The sequence below is a fragment of the Arthrobacter bussei genome, assembly GCF_009377195.2.
Taxonomy (GTDB): Bacteria; Actinomycetota; Actinomycetes; order Actinomycetales; family Micrococcaceae; genus Arthrobacter_D; species Arthrobacter_D bussei.
This window is the reverse complement of record NZ_VJXX01000001.1, coordinates 1,492,480-1,508,884: the sequence shown is the minus strand read 5'-3', so window position 1 is coordinate 1,508,884 and position 16,405 is coordinate 1,492,480. Positions and strand designations below refer to the sequence as shown.

Annotated in this window: 18 protein-coding genes; 10 read left to right on the top strand and 8 right to left on the bottom strand. The window is 70.6% G+C overall.

The genetic code is table 11. The features are described 5' to 3' along the window. The first annotated feature begins 13 nt into the window (after positions 1 to 13). Complete coding sequence (locus FNH21_RS07170; RefSeq protein ID WP_152813388.1) at positions 14 to 670, top strand: peroxiredoxin-like family protein; 657 nt, start codon at positions 14 to 16, stop codon at positions 668 to 670. Between the two features lie 29 nt (positions 671 to 699). Here FNH21_RS07170 and FNH21_RS07165 read toward each other — a convergent pair whose 3' ends face one another. Beyond that, the gene (locus FNH21_RS07165; RefSeq protein ID WP_152813386.1) at positions 700 to 1,677 is read right to left on the bottom strand and encodes a GlxA family transcriptional regulator; all 978 of its coding nucleotides are present in this window, start codon (positions 1,675 to 1,677) and stop codon (positions 700 to 702) included. Positions 1,678 to 1,807: 130 nt separating this feature from the next. Between FNH21_RS07165 and FNH21_RS07160 the strand changes: the two genes are divergently transcribed. Then, positions 1,808 to 2,446, top strand: a complete 639-nt coding sequence (locus tag FNH21_RS07160; RefSeq protein ID WP_152813384.1) for an isochorismatase family protein — start codon at positions 1,808 to 1,810, stop codon at positions 2,444 to 2,446. Positions 2,447 to 2,542: 96 nt separating this feature from the next. Here the strand turns inward: FNH21_RS07160 and FNH21_RS07155 are convergent, their stop codons facing one another. Then, positions 2,543 to 3,640 (bottom strand): S1C family serine protease, encoded by a 1,098-nt coding sequence (locus tag FNH21_RS07155; RefSeq protein WP_152813382.1) that lies wholly within the window; start codon positions 3,638 to 3,640, stop codon positions 2,543 to 2,545. Positions 3,641 to 3,896: 256 nt separating this feature from the next. Between FNH21_RS07155 and FNH21_RS07150 the strand changes: the two genes are divergently transcribed. After that, on the top strand, positions 3,897 to 4,253 hold the full coding sequence (locus tag FNH21_RS07150; protein WP_152813380.1) for a YciI family protein: 357 nt from the start codon (positions 3,897 to 3,899) through the stop codon (positions 4,251 to 4,253). A 54-nt stretch (positions 4,254 to 4,307) separates the two neighbouring features. Here the strand turns inward: FNH21_RS07150 and FNH21_RS07145 are convergent, their stop codons facing one another. Then, complete coding sequence (locus FNH21_RS07145; RefSeq protein ID WP_152813378.1) at positions 4,308 to 4,658, bottom strand: hypothetical protein; 351 nt, start codon at positions 4,656 to 4,658, stop codon at positions 4,308 to 4,310. Between the two features lie 90 nt (positions 4,659 to 4,748). On the opposite strand from FNH21_RS07145, the gene FNH21_RS07140 reads away from it, so the two are divergent. Then, positions 4,749 to 6,101, top strand: coding sequence for an MATE family efflux transporter (locus FNH21_RS07140; RefSeq protein ID WP_338403181.1), 1,353 nt, complete (start codon positions 4,749 to 4,751; stop codon positions 6,099 to 6,101). Between the two features lie 3 nt (positions 6,102 to 6,104). Here the strand turns inward: FNH21_RS07140 and FNH21_RS07135 are convergent, their stop codons facing one another. Beyond that, positions 6,105 to 6,404 (bottom strand): helix-turn-helix domain-containing protein, encoded by a 300-nt coding sequence (locus FNH21_RS07135; RefSeq protein WP_152813376.1) that lies wholly within the window; start codon positions 6,402 to 6,404, stop codon positions 6,105 to 6,107. A gap of 65 nt (positions 6,405 to 6,469) precedes the next feature. On the opposite strand from FNH21_RS07135, the gene map reads away from it, so the two are divergent. Both map and FNH21_RS07125 read left to right on the top strand, forming a co-directional pair. Further along, positions 6,470 to 7,252 carry a type I methionyl aminopeptidase gene (map, locus tag FNH21_RS07130; protein WP_152813374.1) on the top strand — a complete coding sequence of 261 codons (783 nt, stop codon included), beginning with the start codon at positions 6,470 to 6,472 and terminating at the stop codon, positions 7,250 to 7,252. A 55-nt stretch (positions 7,253 to 7,307) separates the two neighbouring features. Beyond that, complete coding sequence (locus tag FNH21_RS07125) at positions 7,308 to 7,967, top strand: DNA alkylation repair protein (RefSeq protein WP_152813372.1); 660 nt, start codon at positions 7,308 to 7,310, stop codon at positions 7,965 to 7,967. Positions 7,968 to 7,969: 2 nt separating this feature from the next. On the opposite strand, the gene FNH21_RS07120 is transcribed toward FNH21_RS07125, so the two are convergent. Then, on the bottom strand, positions 7,970 to 8,668 hold the full coding sequence (locus FNH21_RS07120) for a LuxR C-terminal-related transcriptional regulator (protein ID WP_191931686.1): 699 nt from the start codon (positions 8,666 to 8,668) through the stop codon (positions 7,970 to 7,972). Between the two features lie 326 nt (positions 8,669 to 8,994). Between FNH21_RS07120 and FNH21_RS07115 the strand changes: the two genes are divergently transcribed. From FNH21_RS07115 to FNH21_RS07105, 3 genes are read left to right on the top strand one after another with little or no spacing between them, the layout of a single operon-like run. Further along, the gene (locus tag FNH21_RS07115; RefSeq protein ID WP_152813369.1) at positions 8,995 to 9,960 is read left to right on the top strand and encodes an alpha/beta hydrolase; all 966 of its coding nucleotides are present in this window, start codon (positions 8,995 to 8,997) and stop codon (positions 9,958 to 9,960) included. 53 nt (positions 9,961 to 10,013) lie between these two features. Next, positions 10,014 to 10,622 carry a hypothetical protein gene (locus FNH21_RS07110; RefSeq protein ID WP_152813367.1) on the top strand — a complete coding sequence of 203 codons (609 nt, stop codon included), beginning with the start codon at positions 10,014 to 10,016 and terminating at the stop codon, positions 10,620 to 10,622. Positions 10,623 to 10,669: 47 nt separating this feature from the next. Continuing rightward, positions 10,670 to 11,047 carry a hypothetical protein gene (locus tag FNH21_RS07105; protein WP_194718415.1) on the top strand — a complete coding sequence of 126 codons (378 nt, stop codon included), beginning with the start codon at positions 10,670 to 10,672 and terminating at the stop codon, positions 11,045 to 11,047. Positions 11,048 to 11,271: 224 nt separating this feature from the next. Here the strand turns inward: FNH21_RS07105 and FNH21_RS07100 are convergent, their stop codons facing one another. Beyond that, positions 11,272 to 11,724 carry a phosphatase PAP2 family protein gene (locus FNH21_RS07100; protein WP_191931684.1) on the bottom strand — a complete coding sequence of 151 codons (453 nt, stop codon included), beginning with the start codon at positions 11,722 to 11,724 and terminating at the stop codon, positions 11,272 to 11,274. A 111-nt stretch (positions 11,725 to 11,835) separates the two neighbouring features. Between FNH21_RS07100 and FNH21_RS07095 the strand changes: the two genes are divergently transcribed. After that, a complete protein-coding gene (locus FNH21_RS07095) occupies positions 11,836 to 13,467 on the top strand; it encodes an AAA family ATPase (protein WP_152813363.1) in 1,632 nt (543 codons plus the stop codon). Between the two features lie 130 nt (positions 13,468 to 13,597). Here the strand turns inward: FNH21_RS07095 and mmsB are convergent, their stop codons facing one another. Together mmsB and mmsA are read right to left on the bottom strand one after the other, a co-directional pair. Further along, positions 13,598 to 14,806, bottom strand: a complete 1,209-nt coding sequence (mmsB, locus tag FNH21_RS07090) for a multiple monosaccharide ABC transporter permease (protein ID WP_152813361.1) — start codon at positions 14,804 to 14,806, stop codon at positions 13,598 to 13,600. Beyond that, entirely contained in the window at positions 14,803 to 16,350 is a 1,548-nt protein-coding gene (gene mmsA, locus FNH21_RS07085; protein ID WP_152813359.1) for a multiple monosaccharide ABC transporter ATP-binding protein, read from the bottom strand. Before mmsA ends, mmsB begins: the two co-directional genes overlap by 4 nt. Positions 16,351 to 16,405: the final 55 nt, after the last annotated feature.

Sequence of the window (16,405 nt, the reverse complement as noted above, 5' to 3'; positions counted from 1 at the left end):
CGAGGAGTACGCCATGGCGCAGACCAGCATCGAGTCCGAGGTAGCCCGCTTCAACGAGGGCTTCGAGGCGCAGATCGGCCCGGACCTGGCGGGCACGTTCGCGCAGGAGCAGGCCGACCTCCGTTCGGTGGGCACCCCGAGCGGGGTCGTACGGGCGGGCGACGCACTGCCCGACGCCGCGCTGCTCACCGCCCGCGGCGACGCGGTCCGGCTGTCCACGGTGCTGGGTGGAGGTCCTGCGGTCCTCGTGTTCTACCGTGGTGCGTGGTGCCCCTACTGCAACATCACGCTGCGGACCTACCAGCGCGAGCTCCTGCCGCCCCTCGCCGGTCAGGGGGTCGCGCTCGTCGCCGTCAGCCCGCAGCACCCCGAGCGGAGCGGTGCGACGGCCGAGGGCGCCGAGCTGGGCTTCGACGTCCTGTCCGATCCTTCGAACACGCTTGCGGGAGCGCTCGGCATCGTCACCGAACCGAGCACGGAGGCACGGCGTGCCCACACGCAGCTGGGCTTCGAGGTGTCGGACAGCAATGCGGACGGTACGGCGGCAATCCCCTTCCCGACGGTCCTCGTCGTCGACGCCGGCGGGACGGTCCGCTTCGTCGACGTCCAGACGGACTACACACGGCGCACGGAGGTCACGGCGATCCTGGCGGCCGTCGCGCACCTCTGAGCCTCAGCGCCTCCCCGGTGCGAGGGCCGTCATGCGGCGGGAGGCCTGTGCGCGCCCGGCGCGGGACGGGTGGTGAACCGCCTCCGGTACGCGGTCGGCGTGGTGCCGAGCGACCCCGCGAAGTTCTGCCGCAGCGTGACCGCGTTGCCGAAGCCGCAGTCGGACGCGATGCGGTCGATGGGCAGGTCCGTCGTCTCGAGCAGCCGCCGGGCCGCGTCGAGACGCCGGGAGCGCACCCAGGCCGACGGCGTCGTCCCGGTCGTCGCGCGGAAGGCGCGGACGAACGTCCTGCGGCTCAGGTGTGCCTGCGCGGCGAGCCTGTCGATCCCCAGGGGCTCGCCGAGGCGCCCGAGCGCCCATTCCAGCAGGTGGGCGATGCGGTCGTCACCGGAACCCTCGGGCACCGGGTGCTCGATGTACTGGGCCTGCCCGCCGTCCCGGTGCGGGGCGACGACGAGGCTGCGTGCAACCCGGTTCGCCGCATCCGCGCCCAGCCGCGCGCGCACCACGTGGAGGCAGGCATCGAGCCCGGAGGCAGTTCCCGCACTGGTCAGGACGTCTCCGTGGTCGATGTACAGCACGGACTGGTCGATCGGGATGTCGGGATGCCGCGCCGCGAGGGTGTCGAAGGCCTGCCAGTGCGTCACCGCCTTCCTCCCGGCGAGCAGCCCCGCGTCCGCGACGGCGATCGCACCGAGGCACAGGCCGAGGACGGTCACCCTCCGCGCGTGCGCGTCACGTAGTGCGCCGAGAAGGGCGTCACCGAGTTCCCGCCCGTCGTCGAACCATGAGGGGATCACCAGGATGTCTGCCGAGGAGGCCGCGTCGGGTCCCTCGACCCTCGTGAGCCGGTAGCCCTCCGCCGTACGGACCGAGCCGGGGCGGTCGCCGAAGAGCACCGTCGTCCAGTCCGCGAGGCCCTGGCGTCGCACCTCGTCGAAGACCATCTGCGGGACGGCGAGATGGAACAGGGTCGCGTCATCGAACGCGTAGACCGCGATACGCATCGGACACCTTTCGTTGGCCCGAATCCATCGTATACCGGCCTTCGGGCCACTGGTGGGTCGGCACGGGAATCGGGAGGATGGACGTGATGCCGCATCGAGCGGTCCCCTACCTCCCAGGAGCAGCCACATCATGAACACCCCTCGCCGTGCCCTCGTCCTCGTCGACGTCCAGCAGCAGTACTTCGACGGACTCCTGGAGATCCAGTTCCCGCCCCACGGGCAGTCGCTGGGCCGGATCACGGCCGCCATCGACGCCGCGACCGCCGCGGGCCTCCCGATCGCCGCCTTGCAGCACTCGTCCGGTGAGGGCGCGCCCGTCTTCGCGCCCGGCACCCCGGAGTTCGAGCTCCACCCGGAGATCGAGAGCCGACGGACCGACGCCTGGAAGCTCATCACGAAGCAGTACGGCTCCGTCTACGCGGGTACAGACCTCGCCGCATGGCTGCGGGAGCATGACGTCGACACGATCACGCTCGTGGGCTACATGACCAACAACTGCATCCTCGCCTCGGCCGTGGAGGCGGAGGCCATCGGGTTCTCCACGGAGGTCCTCTCCGACGCCACCGGCGCCATCAACCTCGCCAACAGTGCCGGCTTCGCCGATGCCAGGACGGTCCACACCACGCTGATGGCCCTGCTGAACTCGAACTGGGCCGCCGTCGCGGAGACGGGTCAGTGGATCGCGGCCCTCGAGGCGGGCGAGGCCCTGGAGGGCAGCGACCTCGGAAGTTCGGCGGCGACGGGGTCCGAGCGCGCCGTCACGGTCTGACGGCGGCCCGGGACGCCGTCGGCGGAGGAGGTCCCGGTGCCGTCGTCGGTCGCGGGTGGCAGACCTCGCGTCAGCGGGCGGCCGTAGACCCAGCGGTCAGCGGTCGGCGGCGGGACGGTCCTCGAGTCCGACGTCGACGGTCCGGGTCCCGGACCCTCGACGGAGCTCGACCGAGACGGTCTGCCCCGGGTCCCGCTGCCGCAGTGCCGCGAGCAGGTCCTCGGGGGCTGCGAGTTCCTCGTCCTCGATGCGCGTGATGATGTCACCGGGCCGGATCCCGGCCTCGTCAGCGGGTCCTCCCTCGGACACCGAGAGGACGGCGACGCCCGCCGTGTCCTGCAGGTTCAGCTGCTCGGCGATCTGCGGCGTGATGGCGCCGGGCGCCAGCCCCATGAAGGCGTGCTCGGCGGTCCCGTCCTCCCGGAGTTCCTCGGCCACCTCCACGGCCGTGGGGGCCGGGATGGCGAACCCGAGCGCCACGGCTCCCTGCGCGGGCGGGATGTAGGCCTCGCTGATGCCGATGATCTCCCCACGGCCGTTGACCACCGCGCCGCCGGAGTTGCCCGGGCTGATGGCGGCGTCGGTCTGGATGAGGTCCACGAGCGACTGGCTCGACGACGCCGAGCCCGGGATCTCCCGGTGCAGGCCGGAGATGATGCCGGACGTCGCGGTGTTCTCGAACCCGAGCGGGGACCCCAGGACGACGGCGAGTTCGCCGATGCGTGGCAGCCCGGACTGGAAGGTGGCTGCCGGGAGGTCGGTCCGGTCCGCGCGGACCAGTGCGAGGTCGGAGACGGCGTCGGAGGCCTCGACGGTGCCGGAGACGCGCTGGCCGTCGGCGAAGGCCACCTCGACGTCCTCGTTGCCGCGGATGACGTGCTCGTTCGTGAGAATCAGGCCGTCCTCCGTGTAGATGACCCCGCTGCCCAGGCCCTCCTCGGTGAAGATGGTGACCACCGACGGTTCAACGGCCTCGACGATCTCGGGGATGCTCATGTCCGCGCCCTGCGCCGAGCGCGTCCCGCCGCCGGACGACGCCGGAGGGGCGGTGGCGGACGTCGACCCCTCCTGCGCCTGGGCCGGAGCGCTCGCCGTGGGATCGGACCCCCCGGTGGCGGTGCACCCCGTCGCGGCGAGCAGCAGGGCGAGAGCGACCGTGGGCGCCCGGAGGGGGCGGCGGGTGGTGGACGTCATGAGCGGGCGCTCCTCGGGTGGCCAGGGTGGATCGTCGGTGTCACCGGCGGACTCGCCGGCGCTCTTTCCCCTCGACGATACGATCGCGTCCGGCCGCGCAACAAGCGATGACGCGGAGGGTCGCGGATGTGGACAAACGTGGACAGGCGGCGGGCGACAGGGCGTGGCGCCGGGCCGATCGGAGGACAGGGGCGCATCATCGTCGGAAGGATCGGGCGGGTCACGCTCGCGCCCCCGACTCGACGGAAGAGCTCCGATGCCGCACTTCGCCGTTCTCATCTACGCCGACGAATCCCTCCATGCCCTGGATGCGGTCGACGCCGAGCTGGCGGAGAACGACCGGCACGCAGGCGACCTGCAGGATTCGGGGTCGCTGACCCTGGCGTATGCCCTCACACCCCGGGCGGCGGCCGTCTCCATCCGCCGGGACGGCACCGCCGAGGGACCGTTCCTGCAGGCCGATCAGTTCGTGGCGGGCTTCTACGTCCTCGACGCCCCCGACGTCGATGCGGCGGTGGCGCTCGCCCGCCTCAATCCCGCCGTCCGCACGGCCACCGGAGGTGTCGAGGTCCGGCCGGTGCACAGCGGCGGCGTCACCGCGGACTCCGCGTAGCCGGAACGTCCCGGCCCCTCCGTCGCGACCCGCCCGGTGAGGGAGCTGCGGTCCTCAGGCCCGTCCGTCGGGGTCGCGGCGGCGCAGCGGATTCTCCCGCCAGGACGCCTCCGTCGACGGGTCCGCCCCGTAGCCGGGGCGCAGGAGGGGCTCGTCCGGATCGTCCTCCGGATTCGCCGTACGGGCGCCGCCGACGCGGTGGGTGAGCCAGTAGCCCCAGCCGATGCACGCGGCGGCGGCGAGGATGATAAGCAGGCCGATCGCCAGGAGAAGAGGTGCCTCGGCGGGTACAGGGGTGTCCGTGGACTCGGCCCGTGCGAAGTCGGAGACGGCCTGCGGGACGAAGAGGGTACTGACGAACAGCAGGACGAGTCCTGCCAGGTACTGCTTGATACCGAGCTTCATGGCTCCCCTGGGCGTCGTCGCGACCGGGACGGACCCGTCACGGTTCGTTCCCAGCTTAGGCCGTGCCGCCCACACGCCTACGCTGGTCGGGTGCATGAGACCCTGCCCGGCAACCGCCGGCTCAGCCGCAGTATCCTCCGCCTCGCGGTGCCCGCCCTCGGCGCACTCATCGCCGAGCCGCTGTTCCTGCTCGCCGACTCGGCGATCGTCGGCCACCTCGGCGTGGACGAGCTCGCCGGCGTGGGGCTCGCGTCCACGGTGCTGCAGACCGCCGTCGGCCTCATGGTGTTCCTCGCCTACTCGACCACGCCCGCCGTGGCGCGCCTCCTCGGCGCCGGTCGGCTGCCCGAGGCGCTGGCGGCGGGGCGTGACGGCGTGGGCCTCGCGGTGCTCCTCGGCGTGGCGCTGTCCGCCGCCGGTTGGGCCACGGCGCCGCAGCTCGCGTCACTGCTGGGCGCCGAGGGTGCCGTCCACGCCTTCGCCGTCGACTACCTCCGCTGGTCGATGCCGGGGCTCACCGCCATGCTCGTGGTGCTCGCCGCGACCGGTGTGCTGCGCGGGCTGCAGGACACGCGGACCCCCCTCGTGGTGGCCGGCGCGGGGTTCGGTGTCAACATCGTGCTCAACTACCTCCTGGTGTACGGCGCCGGGATGTCGGTGGCGGGTTCGGCGCTCGGGACGAGCCTCGCCCAGTGGGGCATGGCTGCGGTGTACCTGGTGATGATCGTCCGGGCCGCCCGGCGGGAGCAGGTGACGCTCCGCCCGACGCTGCGCGGCATCCGCGGCACCGCAGGCGTGGGCTCCTGGCTCATGCTCCGCACGCTCTCCCTGCGCGCGGCCATCCTGGCCACGGTCTTCGTGGCGACCGCGCAGGGTCCGCTGAGTCTCGCGTCCCACCAGCTGGTCATGACGGTCTTCACCTTCCTGGCCTTCGCCCTCGACGCCCTGGCCATCGCCGCCCAGGCGCTCATCGGCAAGGAACTCGGCTCCGGGAATGCGCCCCTCGCCCGCGCCCTGACGCGGCGCATGCTCGTGTGGGGCGTGGGCTTCGGCGTCGTCACCGGTGCGTTGCTCGCCGCCGTCGCGCCCTTCGTCGGCTGGATCTTCACCACCGACCCCGCCGTGCAGGCCGCCTTCGCGGCCGGGCTCTGGGTCCTCGCCGCGTCGCAGCCCGTCTGCGGTTTCGTGTTCGTGCTCGACGGCGTCCTGATCGGTGCGGGAGACGCCCGCTACCTCGCGCTCGCGGGCCTCGTGAACCTCGTGGTCTACGTGCCGCTGCTGGTCCTCGTGGCCCGCGCGGACCTGACCGGCGGAACCGGGATCGTCTGGTTGTGGCTCGCCTTCGGCGTCGGCTACATGCTGGCGCGGGCCGCGACCCTCGGCTGGCGCGTGCGCGACGACCGCTGGATGGTCACGGGTGCCACACGCGGCGGGACCGCGTAGCACTCAGGAGGCCATGGGCTCCCGCGCCCGGTCGCCGCGGGGCACCACCGCGCAGGGATCGGCCGCACTGATCTCCGCCCACACGGCGTCGAGGGACAGCCCGACGACGACGGCGACGGCCGCGATGGTGGGGAAGGCCGGCGTCGCGACGCGACCCGATTCGATCTTCCGGAGCGTCTCCGGCGAGACGCCCGCATCGAGGGCGGTCTCCAGCACGGACCGTTCCCCGCGGGCGGCACGCAGGAGGGCGCCCAGGCGCTGGCCGCGTTCGACGTCGGCGGGCGTGAGTGGCAATCTGACCATGCCCCCGATGATAGCCCGGGATAGTATTACCGGGATAGTTATTGGAAGCAGCCGGAAGGTACCCCATGATCGAGATCCTGACTCCCGCCGAACTGGACCGGGCGCGCGTGACGGGCAGGCTCGTCGCCGACATCCTGCAGTCGCTGCGGCAGCGCGCCGTGGTCGGGACGAACCTGTTGCAGATCGACCGGTGGGCGCAGGAGATGATCGTGGCTGCGGGCGCCCAGTCCTGCTACGTCGACTACGCCCCGTCCTTCGGGCGCGGACCCTTCGGTCACTACATCTGCACCGCGGTGAACGACGCCGTGCTGCACGGCCTGCCGCACGACTACGCGCTGGCGGACGGCGACCTGCTGACGCTCGACCTCGCCGTCCTCAAGGGCGGGATCGCCGCGGACTCGGCCATCAGCTTCACCGTCGGGCGTGCACCGTCCCCGAAGGATACGGACATGATCGCGACGACCGAGCGTGCCCTCCGAGCGGGCATCGCCGCGGCGCGTCCCGGCGCCCGTATCGGGGACCTCTCGCACGCCATCGGGTCGGTCCTGAGCGCTGCCGGCTATCCGATCAACACCGACTTCGGCGGGCACGGCATCGGCTCCACCATGCACCAGGATCCGCACATCACGAACACGGGGCGCCCGGGCCGCGGCTACACGCTGCGGCCGGGCCTGCTGCTCGCCCTGGAACCATGGATCATGGCGGACACCGCGACGCTCGTGACCGATCCGGACGGCTGGACCCTCCGCAGCGCCACGGGTAGCCGGACGGCTCACAGTGAGCATACGATCGCGATCACGGAGACCGGCGCGGAGATCCTGACGTTGCCCACGTCCGCGGCACAGTAGGCCCGGCCGGCGGTTGCACCACCCGGGCGGGCGAGAGCGTGGAGGGAAGGAACCGATGACGGTCGACGAGGTACTCGCCGAACTCGCCGCGCTCGAGGACCCGCGCATGCGTGCGGTCAACGAGAGGCACGGTGACGACCACGGGGTGAACCTCGGCGCGCTCCGGGCACTGGCCAGGAGGTTGAAGACCCGGCAGGACCTGGCGCTCAGCCTGTGGACGGCGGACGACACCGCCGCGCAACTCCTCGCCCTGCTGATCTGCCGGCCCGGGGCCTTCGGGGCGGATGACCTGGACGCGATGATGCGGGAGGCGCGCTCGCCCAAGGTGCACGACTGGCTCGTGAACTACGTGGTGAAGAAGGGCCGTCACGCGGAGGAGCTGAGGGTCCGTTGGCTGGCGGACGCGGACCCGGTGGTGGCCTCGGCGGGCTGGGCGCTCACGTCGGACCGAGTGGCGAAGGGCCCCGAGGGGCTGGACCTGGACGCGTTGCTCGACACCGTCGAGGCGGAGATGAAGACTGCGCCGGAGCGCCTGCAGTGGGCCATGAACCACACCCTGGCCTTCATCGGCATCGAGGACGACGACCGGCGGGCTCGTGCACTCGACATCGGCGAGCGGTTGGAGGTCCTCAAGGACTACCCGACGCCGCCGAACTGCACCTCGCCGTTCGCGCCCCTGTGGATCCGGGAGATGGTGGGACGCAGGGAGGCCTGAGGTCAGGATTCGAGCGACCAGCCCGGCCTGGACCGCCGTGTCGGCGCCTGGACGAGGTCGGCGGACTCGTCGTCGTCGATCAGGCCGCAGCGCACGGCCAGCACCGCCAGTTCCACCCGGCCCGAGGCCCCCGTGACGCTCATGATGTGCGCGAGATCGGCCTTGATGGTCGCCACACTGAGGTGCAGGGGCAGGGCGATCTGCGCGTTGGTGCAGCCGCGGGCGAGTTCGCGCAGGACGATGGTCTCGCGGAGCGACAGCGACTTCACGCGGGCGGCCAGTTGCGGCGTGACGGAGAGATCCGCGCTGTCCGTGGTCACGGCCTGGTAGCCGGAGGTCACCCTGCCGCCGCGGTGCACGATCCGCAGGATGGCGCCGATGTCCTCGAGATAGTCACCGCCCCGGATGAGGACCGCCTCGAGACGGGTGGTGCTGGCGGCCATCAGCGAGATCGCCAGGTCCTCGTCGGTGAGGAGAACGATCTTGAGGTTCGGACAGGAGTCCCGCGCCGATCGGGCCAGGGCGTGGAGGCCGTCCTCCTCGCTGACGCTCAGGACGAGAACGTCCGGGCAGGTCGAGGCGAGGGCGGCGATGGTGGCGTCGTCCTCCGCGCTGGAACCCGTGACACTGATGAAGGCGCACGGGTGGAGGAGTTGCCGTAGACCGGCAATCGTCAGGACATCCCGTGCTGCCAGATGCACTGTGACGCTATTGAGAGACCGCACTGCTCGACGCATTCCTACATGCCCGCCCCCGGGTGGCCCCCCTTGGCCACTCGACCAGTGTGACTGACCTCTCGGCCATTCACCAGTGGAGAATCAGGCGACTTGGTGGCTGGGGAGATGGGGAGGAGTAGCCGCATGGTGATAGCGACGCCCGCCGCCCACGGATGCGCGCCGGTGCACCGCCCCAGCCGCTGGTCCAGACGGTGGACGGCGACGCCACAGGGGAAGAGGGCATGGTGGCCCGGGACTGGAACGCCGGAGCGTAGGGTTACGCGACCACCCCCGTTCGAAGGACCTCCGCCATGACCGTGTTCCATCCGGACCTCGCCCTCGGCCGCTGGATCCCTCCGTTCTCCTTCGGGCCGCGCCTCGCCGCCCTTGCGAACCGGCCACGTCCCCGACGGCGGGAGGCCCCGGAGGATCTGACCATCGACGACGTCGTCGTGCCCGGGCCTGCCGGTGCGGCCGGTGTGCCGCTGCGCATCATCCGTCCCCGGTCTGTGCGGGGTGCAGCCCCTGCGCTGCTGTGGCTCCACGGAGGCGGCATGATCCTGGGGGGCAACAGCCAGGACGACGCCACCAACATCGCCTTCGCCAGGACGCTCGGCATCACCGTCCTGTCCGTGGGGTACCGCCTCTCGCCGAATCATCCGGCGCCGGCGGCCCTCGAGGACGCTTTCGCCGCCCTGACCTGGTCGGCTGCCCACGCCGAGGAGCTGGGCATCGACCCCGACAGGATCGCCGTCGGCGGGCAGAGCGCGGGCGGGGGCCTGGCGGCCGGGTTGGTGCTGATGGCCCATGATCGCGGTGCAGTGCGTCCCGCATTCCAGCTCCTCGTCTACCCGATGATCGACGACCGCACCGTCACGCGCACGGACCTGGACACCCGGAACGTCCGCGTCTGGACGCCGGGCAGCAACCGCTTCGGCTGGAGTGCATACCTGGGGGAGCCGCCGGGAGGCGACGACGTCTCCGCCTACAAGGCTCCGGCCCGGCGACAGGACCTGCGTGGACTTCCTCCCGCCTGGATCGGTGTCGGCACGCTCGATCTCTTCCTCGACGAGGACACCACGTACGCGGAGCGGCTCCAGGCGGCGGGAGTCCCGTGCGACCTCCTGCTGGTCGAGGGAGCCTTCCACGGATTCGACACCCTGTTCGCACGCAAGCCGGTGTCCCGCGACTTCTGGCGCGCCCAGGCCGAGGCACTGCGAGGAGCGCTCTTCGCGGGCTCCGACGCCGGCGGTGAGCTGCGCGGCAAGCAGGACTAAACTGGACTCGCCGGAGATCGCCCGGCCACCGTTCTCCTCCCGAGAGGCCCCTGATGGTTGCTGCTCCGACCGCCTCCGGTCTCGGCCCCGACACCGCTGCGCCGGCCGTGTGGAAGCCGTTCCTCGCGCGCGCCGTGGTCGGCGCCGTGTTCGGGCTCGTCACGATCTTCTGGCGTGAGCCGTCCACTCTCGTCATGGCGATCGCCGGAGGCCTCTACCTCCTGCTCAGCGGTGCCGCCTACCTGTGGACGCATCGCCAGGCGCACTGGGGCGCCACGTCCCTCCTGACGGACATCGGCGGGGGGCTGCTGCTGGGCGCGGGAATCGCGAGCATCGCGTTCGTCGATGACCGCAGCTTCGCCTTCGCCGGGGCGGTCGCCCTCGTGGTCGCAGGCCTCGCCGAACTGGTCCGCGGTCTCGCCCTCGGAAGCCACCCCGCTGCCCGGGACCTCGTGATCGTCGGCATCGTGGGCATCGCCACCGGCGCGATCCTGCCGTTCGTCGAGCGACTGGGTGCCCACGCCCTCCTCGGCGTGACCGGGGGAGGGGCGCTGCTGTCCGCCGTCGTCCTCGCCATCGCTGCCCTCAGCTACCGGCACGATTCAGCGCTCAGCGCACCGGGCACTTCGGGCGCCCACGGTGGGTCGGACCCCGTAAACTAGAAGCTCTACGGCTCGTAGAAGACAACGCACCACCGGAAGGAGTGCCCGTGGCCAAGCGCCGACCGGGGAAACCCACCCAGGGGCGGTTCCGCCACGGCATCAAGGCTCCGCTCGTGTTCTCCGCCGTGCTGGCCGTGGTGGCCGGGACGGCGACGTCGATCTTCGCCACTGGCGGCGGGACCAAGGTGCTGCGGGTGGATCTGGGCTTCACCGCAGCCGGGATCGCCTTCATCGCGTCGCTGGTCATCTGCGCCATGCTCATGATGGCTGAGACGCCGAACGCCGAGCACCTCAGCAAGGGCTCGGGCGTCAACCGTTCCTCCGCGAAGCCGGACCCGAAGCCGGGTGCGGCCCGTCCGGCCACCGACCCGGAGCCGGACGGCGAACCCCGGTACGGCGAACGGTTGCCACGCCAGGACACCTAGGGGTCGTCGCACGGCGAGGAGTCGAGGTCAGATCACCCCGAGGCCTCGCGGGCTCGCGCTCCCGCTTGGTGGAACAGGTCGGGGGAAGTCCCGCGGCGGCGCCATGGCCTCCCCGAGAGCGGCGCAACAGGCAGGATCCCCATCGTGTCGACGATGACACCGCGTCGAACGCCGGCTCACGACGCTAACGCAACTCCCACCCCCGCTGCAGTGGTTCGGACCGTCTACTGGTGCACCCTCGCCTCCTGCAGCGGCATGTGCTCGGTCGGACCACCGCCGGGACGGATCGCGCGAGCCGCCAGCCACGTCGCCAGTGCGCCGAGGACGGCACCGGCAAGGACATCGACGAGGTAGTGCCACCCGAAGTACACGGTGGCGAGGGCGGTCAGCAGTGCGTAGGTCCAGAGGGCCGTCCGGAGGACCACCGGGAGGCGGACGAGGTGCGCCCCGAGGGCGGCGGTGACGACCACGGATACGTGCAGTGAGGCGAAGGCTGCGATGCCGTGCACCGACTGCGTGGCGTGCGGATCCTCGAGGACCCGCACGCGGTTGCGGTACAGGGACTCCTGCAGGCCGGTGACGGCGGTGTCAGGAAGATCGGTGAAGTGCTGCGGCTCGATGTAGATCCGGCCCAGGGACGGCAACACATAGTAGCTCGCCGCGATTCCAGCGGGCATGGCCTGCATCGGCGCTGCCTGCCAGCCACCGTATCGACGCCGTCGCACCGGATCGCACCGGACCCGGCACGAGCACGGCGCTGCCCTTGACGGCGCTGCTAACCTCCCCCCATGGGGGATGACACAGCACGTTTCGTCACGGAGTTCGGCACCATGGTGCGCCTAGTGCAGGAGGCCCAGCCGCGTTCGGCGCGCGGGAGGGAACTGCTCGACACGCTCACCGCTCATCTCGGCACGGACGCCGGTGGCGTGGCCGTGGTCCTCGAGGACGTGAGTGCGCACCGGTTCGTGGATGCGGACATCGTCCTCACCGGCCTCGTAGGTGAGGACGCCCGCCTCGTGGGCATCGGGGGCGGGGACCAGCGCAACCACATGTCATTGAGCGACATGCTCCAGCAGTCCCAGATGTACCCGAACTTCCCCCTCGCCCAGCCGGACTACGCGAACCTGCCGATCGGCCCGGACGAGCAGCGCCAGACCGTGGCCTTCGGACTCCGACTCTTCGAACGTGAGGGGGTCGCCGTCGCCCTCCTCCAGCGCAGGGCGGAGCCGCGCTTCGGCCGCCAGACGGCCACGCTCGAGGTGCTCTGCGCGGAGCCGACCGTGACGGCCGCGCTCCTCGCGGAGTTCCGCCGGCGAATGCAGACCGAGAGCGTCCTGAAGGGCCAGGTCCTCTCGCTCGCCGGCGACGACTTCGGCCAGCAGACCGCCGGCGTCACCTTCCACCATCGGCCCCGGATCACCGCCGCGGACGTCATCCTGCCCGAAGGGCTGCTGGCCAGGGTCACGGAGCACGCGCTGGGCATCGCTGCCCACCGGGAGGCGCTCGTCGCCGCGGGCCAGCATCTCAAGCGTGGGATTCTGCTCTACGGACCGCCCGGGACGGGTAAGACGCACACGGTCCGCTTCCTGCTCGGCGCGAGCGAGGGGACGACGGCGATCCTCCTGTCCGGCGGCACGCTCGCCCACGTGGGCGAGGCCGCGAGGATGGCGCGCGCGCTCCAGCCCTCGATCGTGGTGCTCGAGGACTGCGACCTCATCGCCGAGGACCGGAGTTTCGGCCACGGGCCGCAGCCCCTGCTCTTCGAGGTGCTCGACGCGATGGACGGGCTCGACGCCGACGCCGACGTCACCTTCGTCCTCACCACCAACCGTGTGGACATGCTCGAGCGGGCGCTCGCCCAGCGCCCGGGCCGCGTGGATCTCGCGATCGAGGTGCCCCTGCCTGCCGAGGCCGAGCGTGCGGCGCTGCTGCGCCTGTACGCAGCCGGGCTGCCGCTGACGGCGGCGGGGATCGGGTCGGCGGCCGGCCGGACCGAGGGTACGACGGCGTCCTTCACCCGCGAGCTCGTCCGCCGGACCGTCCTCGCGGCTGCCCTGCAGGGAGGTCCCGTCACGGACGGGCACCTTCTCGCCGCGGTCGAGGAACTCATGTCGGACGGAGCCGCCCTGACGAGGAGTCTTCTCGGCAGCGGCGGGCCCGGCGGGGAGGGTGACCCCGGAACCGGCAGACCGTATCCCGATGCACCGTTCCCCGCGGGACCGGGTCACCTCATGTATGCGGGGAGTTACACGCCAATCCCGACCACGACGGAGCAGGTCTTCACGGGCAGGCCGGCGTTCACCGACGGTGGGTACTCCGAGGACGGCTTCCCGGGCGAGGGCGTCGACGCCGTTGTGCCGCCCTCGGTGTCGGTGGAGGACGCGCCGCCGCCTGACGCGGGGCCCCGCACGGCCGGCTGACCCGCTCCCGCACCGCGGTCGGCGGTGATCGGGCTGGTGCCTCGAGCGGGGACGGATCGCCACCGCCCGTCTCCGCTCAAGGCAGGACGCCCAGGAAGAACGTCGTCGATCATGGAACCGGTGGGAGAGCTCAGCGACCGGTCCTGCGCTTGCTGTACACATCGAACGCCACGGCGAGCAGGAGGACCAGGCCCTTGATGACCTGCTGCCAAGCTGCGTCCACCGAGAGGATCGACAGTCCCTGGTTGAGGACGCCCATCACCAGGCCGCCGATCACGGCACCGATCACCGTCCCGACTCCACCCTGGACAGCGGCGCCACCGATGAAGACGGCCGCGATGGCGTCGAGCTCGAAGCTGCCGCCCGCGGAGGCGACGGCGCTGCCTGCGCGGGCGGTGCTGACCACCCCGGCGAGACCGGCGAGGAAACCCATGTTCACGAAGATGAAGAAGTTGACCCACTTCGTCTTCACGCCGGACATCATGGCTGCGTAGAGATTGCCTCCCATGGCATAGACGTGTCGTCCGAACACCGTGCGCGAGAGCAGGAACGAATAGAGGAGGACGAGCGTGGCCAGGATGATGAGGATGATCGGTGTGCCCCGGTTGTACGCCAGCAGGTAGCAGAGGTACATGATGGCGACCACGGCGATGGCGGTCTTCAGGACGAAGGACAGCGCCCGCTCCCGGGGGAGGTTGAGGCGGCGGAGGTCAGCGCGGCCCTTGAGCTGCTGGACGACCAGGGCGAGCGAGGCGAGGGCCCCGATGCCGAGTGTGATGAGATCCGGGGTGCCGGTCGAAGGGAGCGTACCGGAGCCGATGGAGTTGAAGGCCCGGGGCAGGCCGCTGATGGTGCCCCCCGTGAGCAGCACGAGCGCGACGCCGCGGAACACGAGCATGCCGGCGAGCGTCACGATGAAGGCGGGTATCCCCACGAAGGCGACCCAAAAGCCCTGCCACGCACCGATGAGTGCTCCGACGAGGAGTGACAGGGCGACCGCCGCGCCCCAGGGCAGGCCCCAGCTGTTCATCGAGAGCGCTGCCACTGCACCGACGGTCGCCACGATCGACCCCACGGACAGGTCGATATGCCCGGCGATGATGACGATCACCATCCCGATCGCGAGGATGAGCACGTAGGCGTTCTGCTGGATGAGGTTGCTGACGTTCCCGGGGTACAGGAGCCGTCCACCGGTGAGGACCTGGAACAGCACGATGATGACCGCGAGCGCGGCGAGGATGCCGTACTGGCGCATGTCGACCCGTCGCCGTTTCTTCCTCACCGGATCCGGGCGCGGTGGGACGGGAGCAGTGGCCTGCTCGGGAGTGGCGGTGGTCATGAGGCCTGTGCTCCTTCGTTCCTGGCGGCGGTCATGTAGCGCATGAGCTCCTCCTGCGTGGCATGGGCGCGATCCAGCTCGCCTGTGAGCTTGCCTTCCGCGATGGTGTAGATGCGATCCGAGAGGCCGATCAGCTCGGGTAGCTCACTGGAGATGACGATGACCGCCTTCCCCTGGGCCGCCATTTCGTTGATGATCCCGTAGATCTCGTACTTGGCGCCGACGTCGATTCCGCGCGTGGGTTCATCCAGGATGAGAACGTCCGGTCCTGAATAGATCCACTTGCTGAGCACGACCTTCTGCTGGTTCCCGCCTGACAGGTTGCCGACGACGGACGAGACGCTCGGCGTCTTGATGTTCATCTGCTTGCGGTACTCGTCCGCGACGGCGTACTCCCTGTTCCGGTCGATGATCCCCAGCCGGGCGAGCTTGCCGAGGGCAGCTGCCGAGACGTTGACCGTGATGCTGCCGATCAGGTTCAGGCCGTAGCGCTTGCGGTCCTCCGTGACATAGGCGATCCCGTTCCGGATGGCCTCCCCTACGGTCCGTGTCTGGATCTCCCTGCCGTCCTTGTAGACCCGCCCGGAGATGCCGGTTCCGTAGGACCGGCCGAAGAGACTCATGGCCAGTTCCGTGCGACCTGCACCCATGAGGCCTGCGAAGCCGACGATCTCGCCGGCCCGGACGTGGAAGGACGCCCGGTCTACGACGACGCGTTCCACGTCGATGGGGTGGTGCACCGACCAGTCCTCGACCCGGAACTTCTCCTCGCCGATATCCGGTGTCCTCGGGGGGAACTGATGGTCGAGGGGACGCCCAACCATCGCCCGGATGATCCGGGTCTCGATGTCATCGCTGTCCTTCACCGGGAAGGACTCGATCGTCTGTCCGTCACGGATGACGGTGACGGTGTCGGCGATCGCCCGGATCTCCTTGAGCTTGTGGGAGATGATGATCGAGGTGATGCCCTGGTTCCGCAGCTGGTCGATGAGGCCCAGCAGGTGGGCGGAGTCGTCGTCGTTGAGCGCCGCCGTCGGCTCGTCCAGGATGAGGATCCGCACTTCCTTCGACAGGGCCTTCGCGATTTCCACGAGCTGCTGCTTGCCCACGCCCAGTTCGAGCACCCTCGTGGCGGCGTTCTCCTGCAGGCCCACGCGCGCGAGCAGCTCGGTGGCCTGCAGGTTCGTCCTGTTCCAGTCGATCACCCCGCCCCGCTGGACCTCATTACCGAGGAAGATGTTCTCGGCGATCGACAGGTACGGACTGAGCGCCAGCTCCTGATGGATGATGACGACGCCGTCACGCTCGCTGTCATTGATGGAGCCGTACGCCACCGGCTCGCCATCGATCGTGATCGTGCCGTCGAAGCTGCCGTGCGCGTACACGCCGCTGAGCACCTTCATCAGGGTCGATTTCCCGGCGCCGTTCTCACCGCAGATGGCATGCACCTCGCCGCGCTCCACGCTCACCGAGACGCCGTCGAGGGCCCGGATGCCGTTGAATTCCTTCACGATGCCGTTCATCTCGAGGATGACGTTGCTCATGCTGTTCTCGCTTCGCTGTAGGGCAGGACGGGGCGCGGCTCGTCGCCGCGCCCCG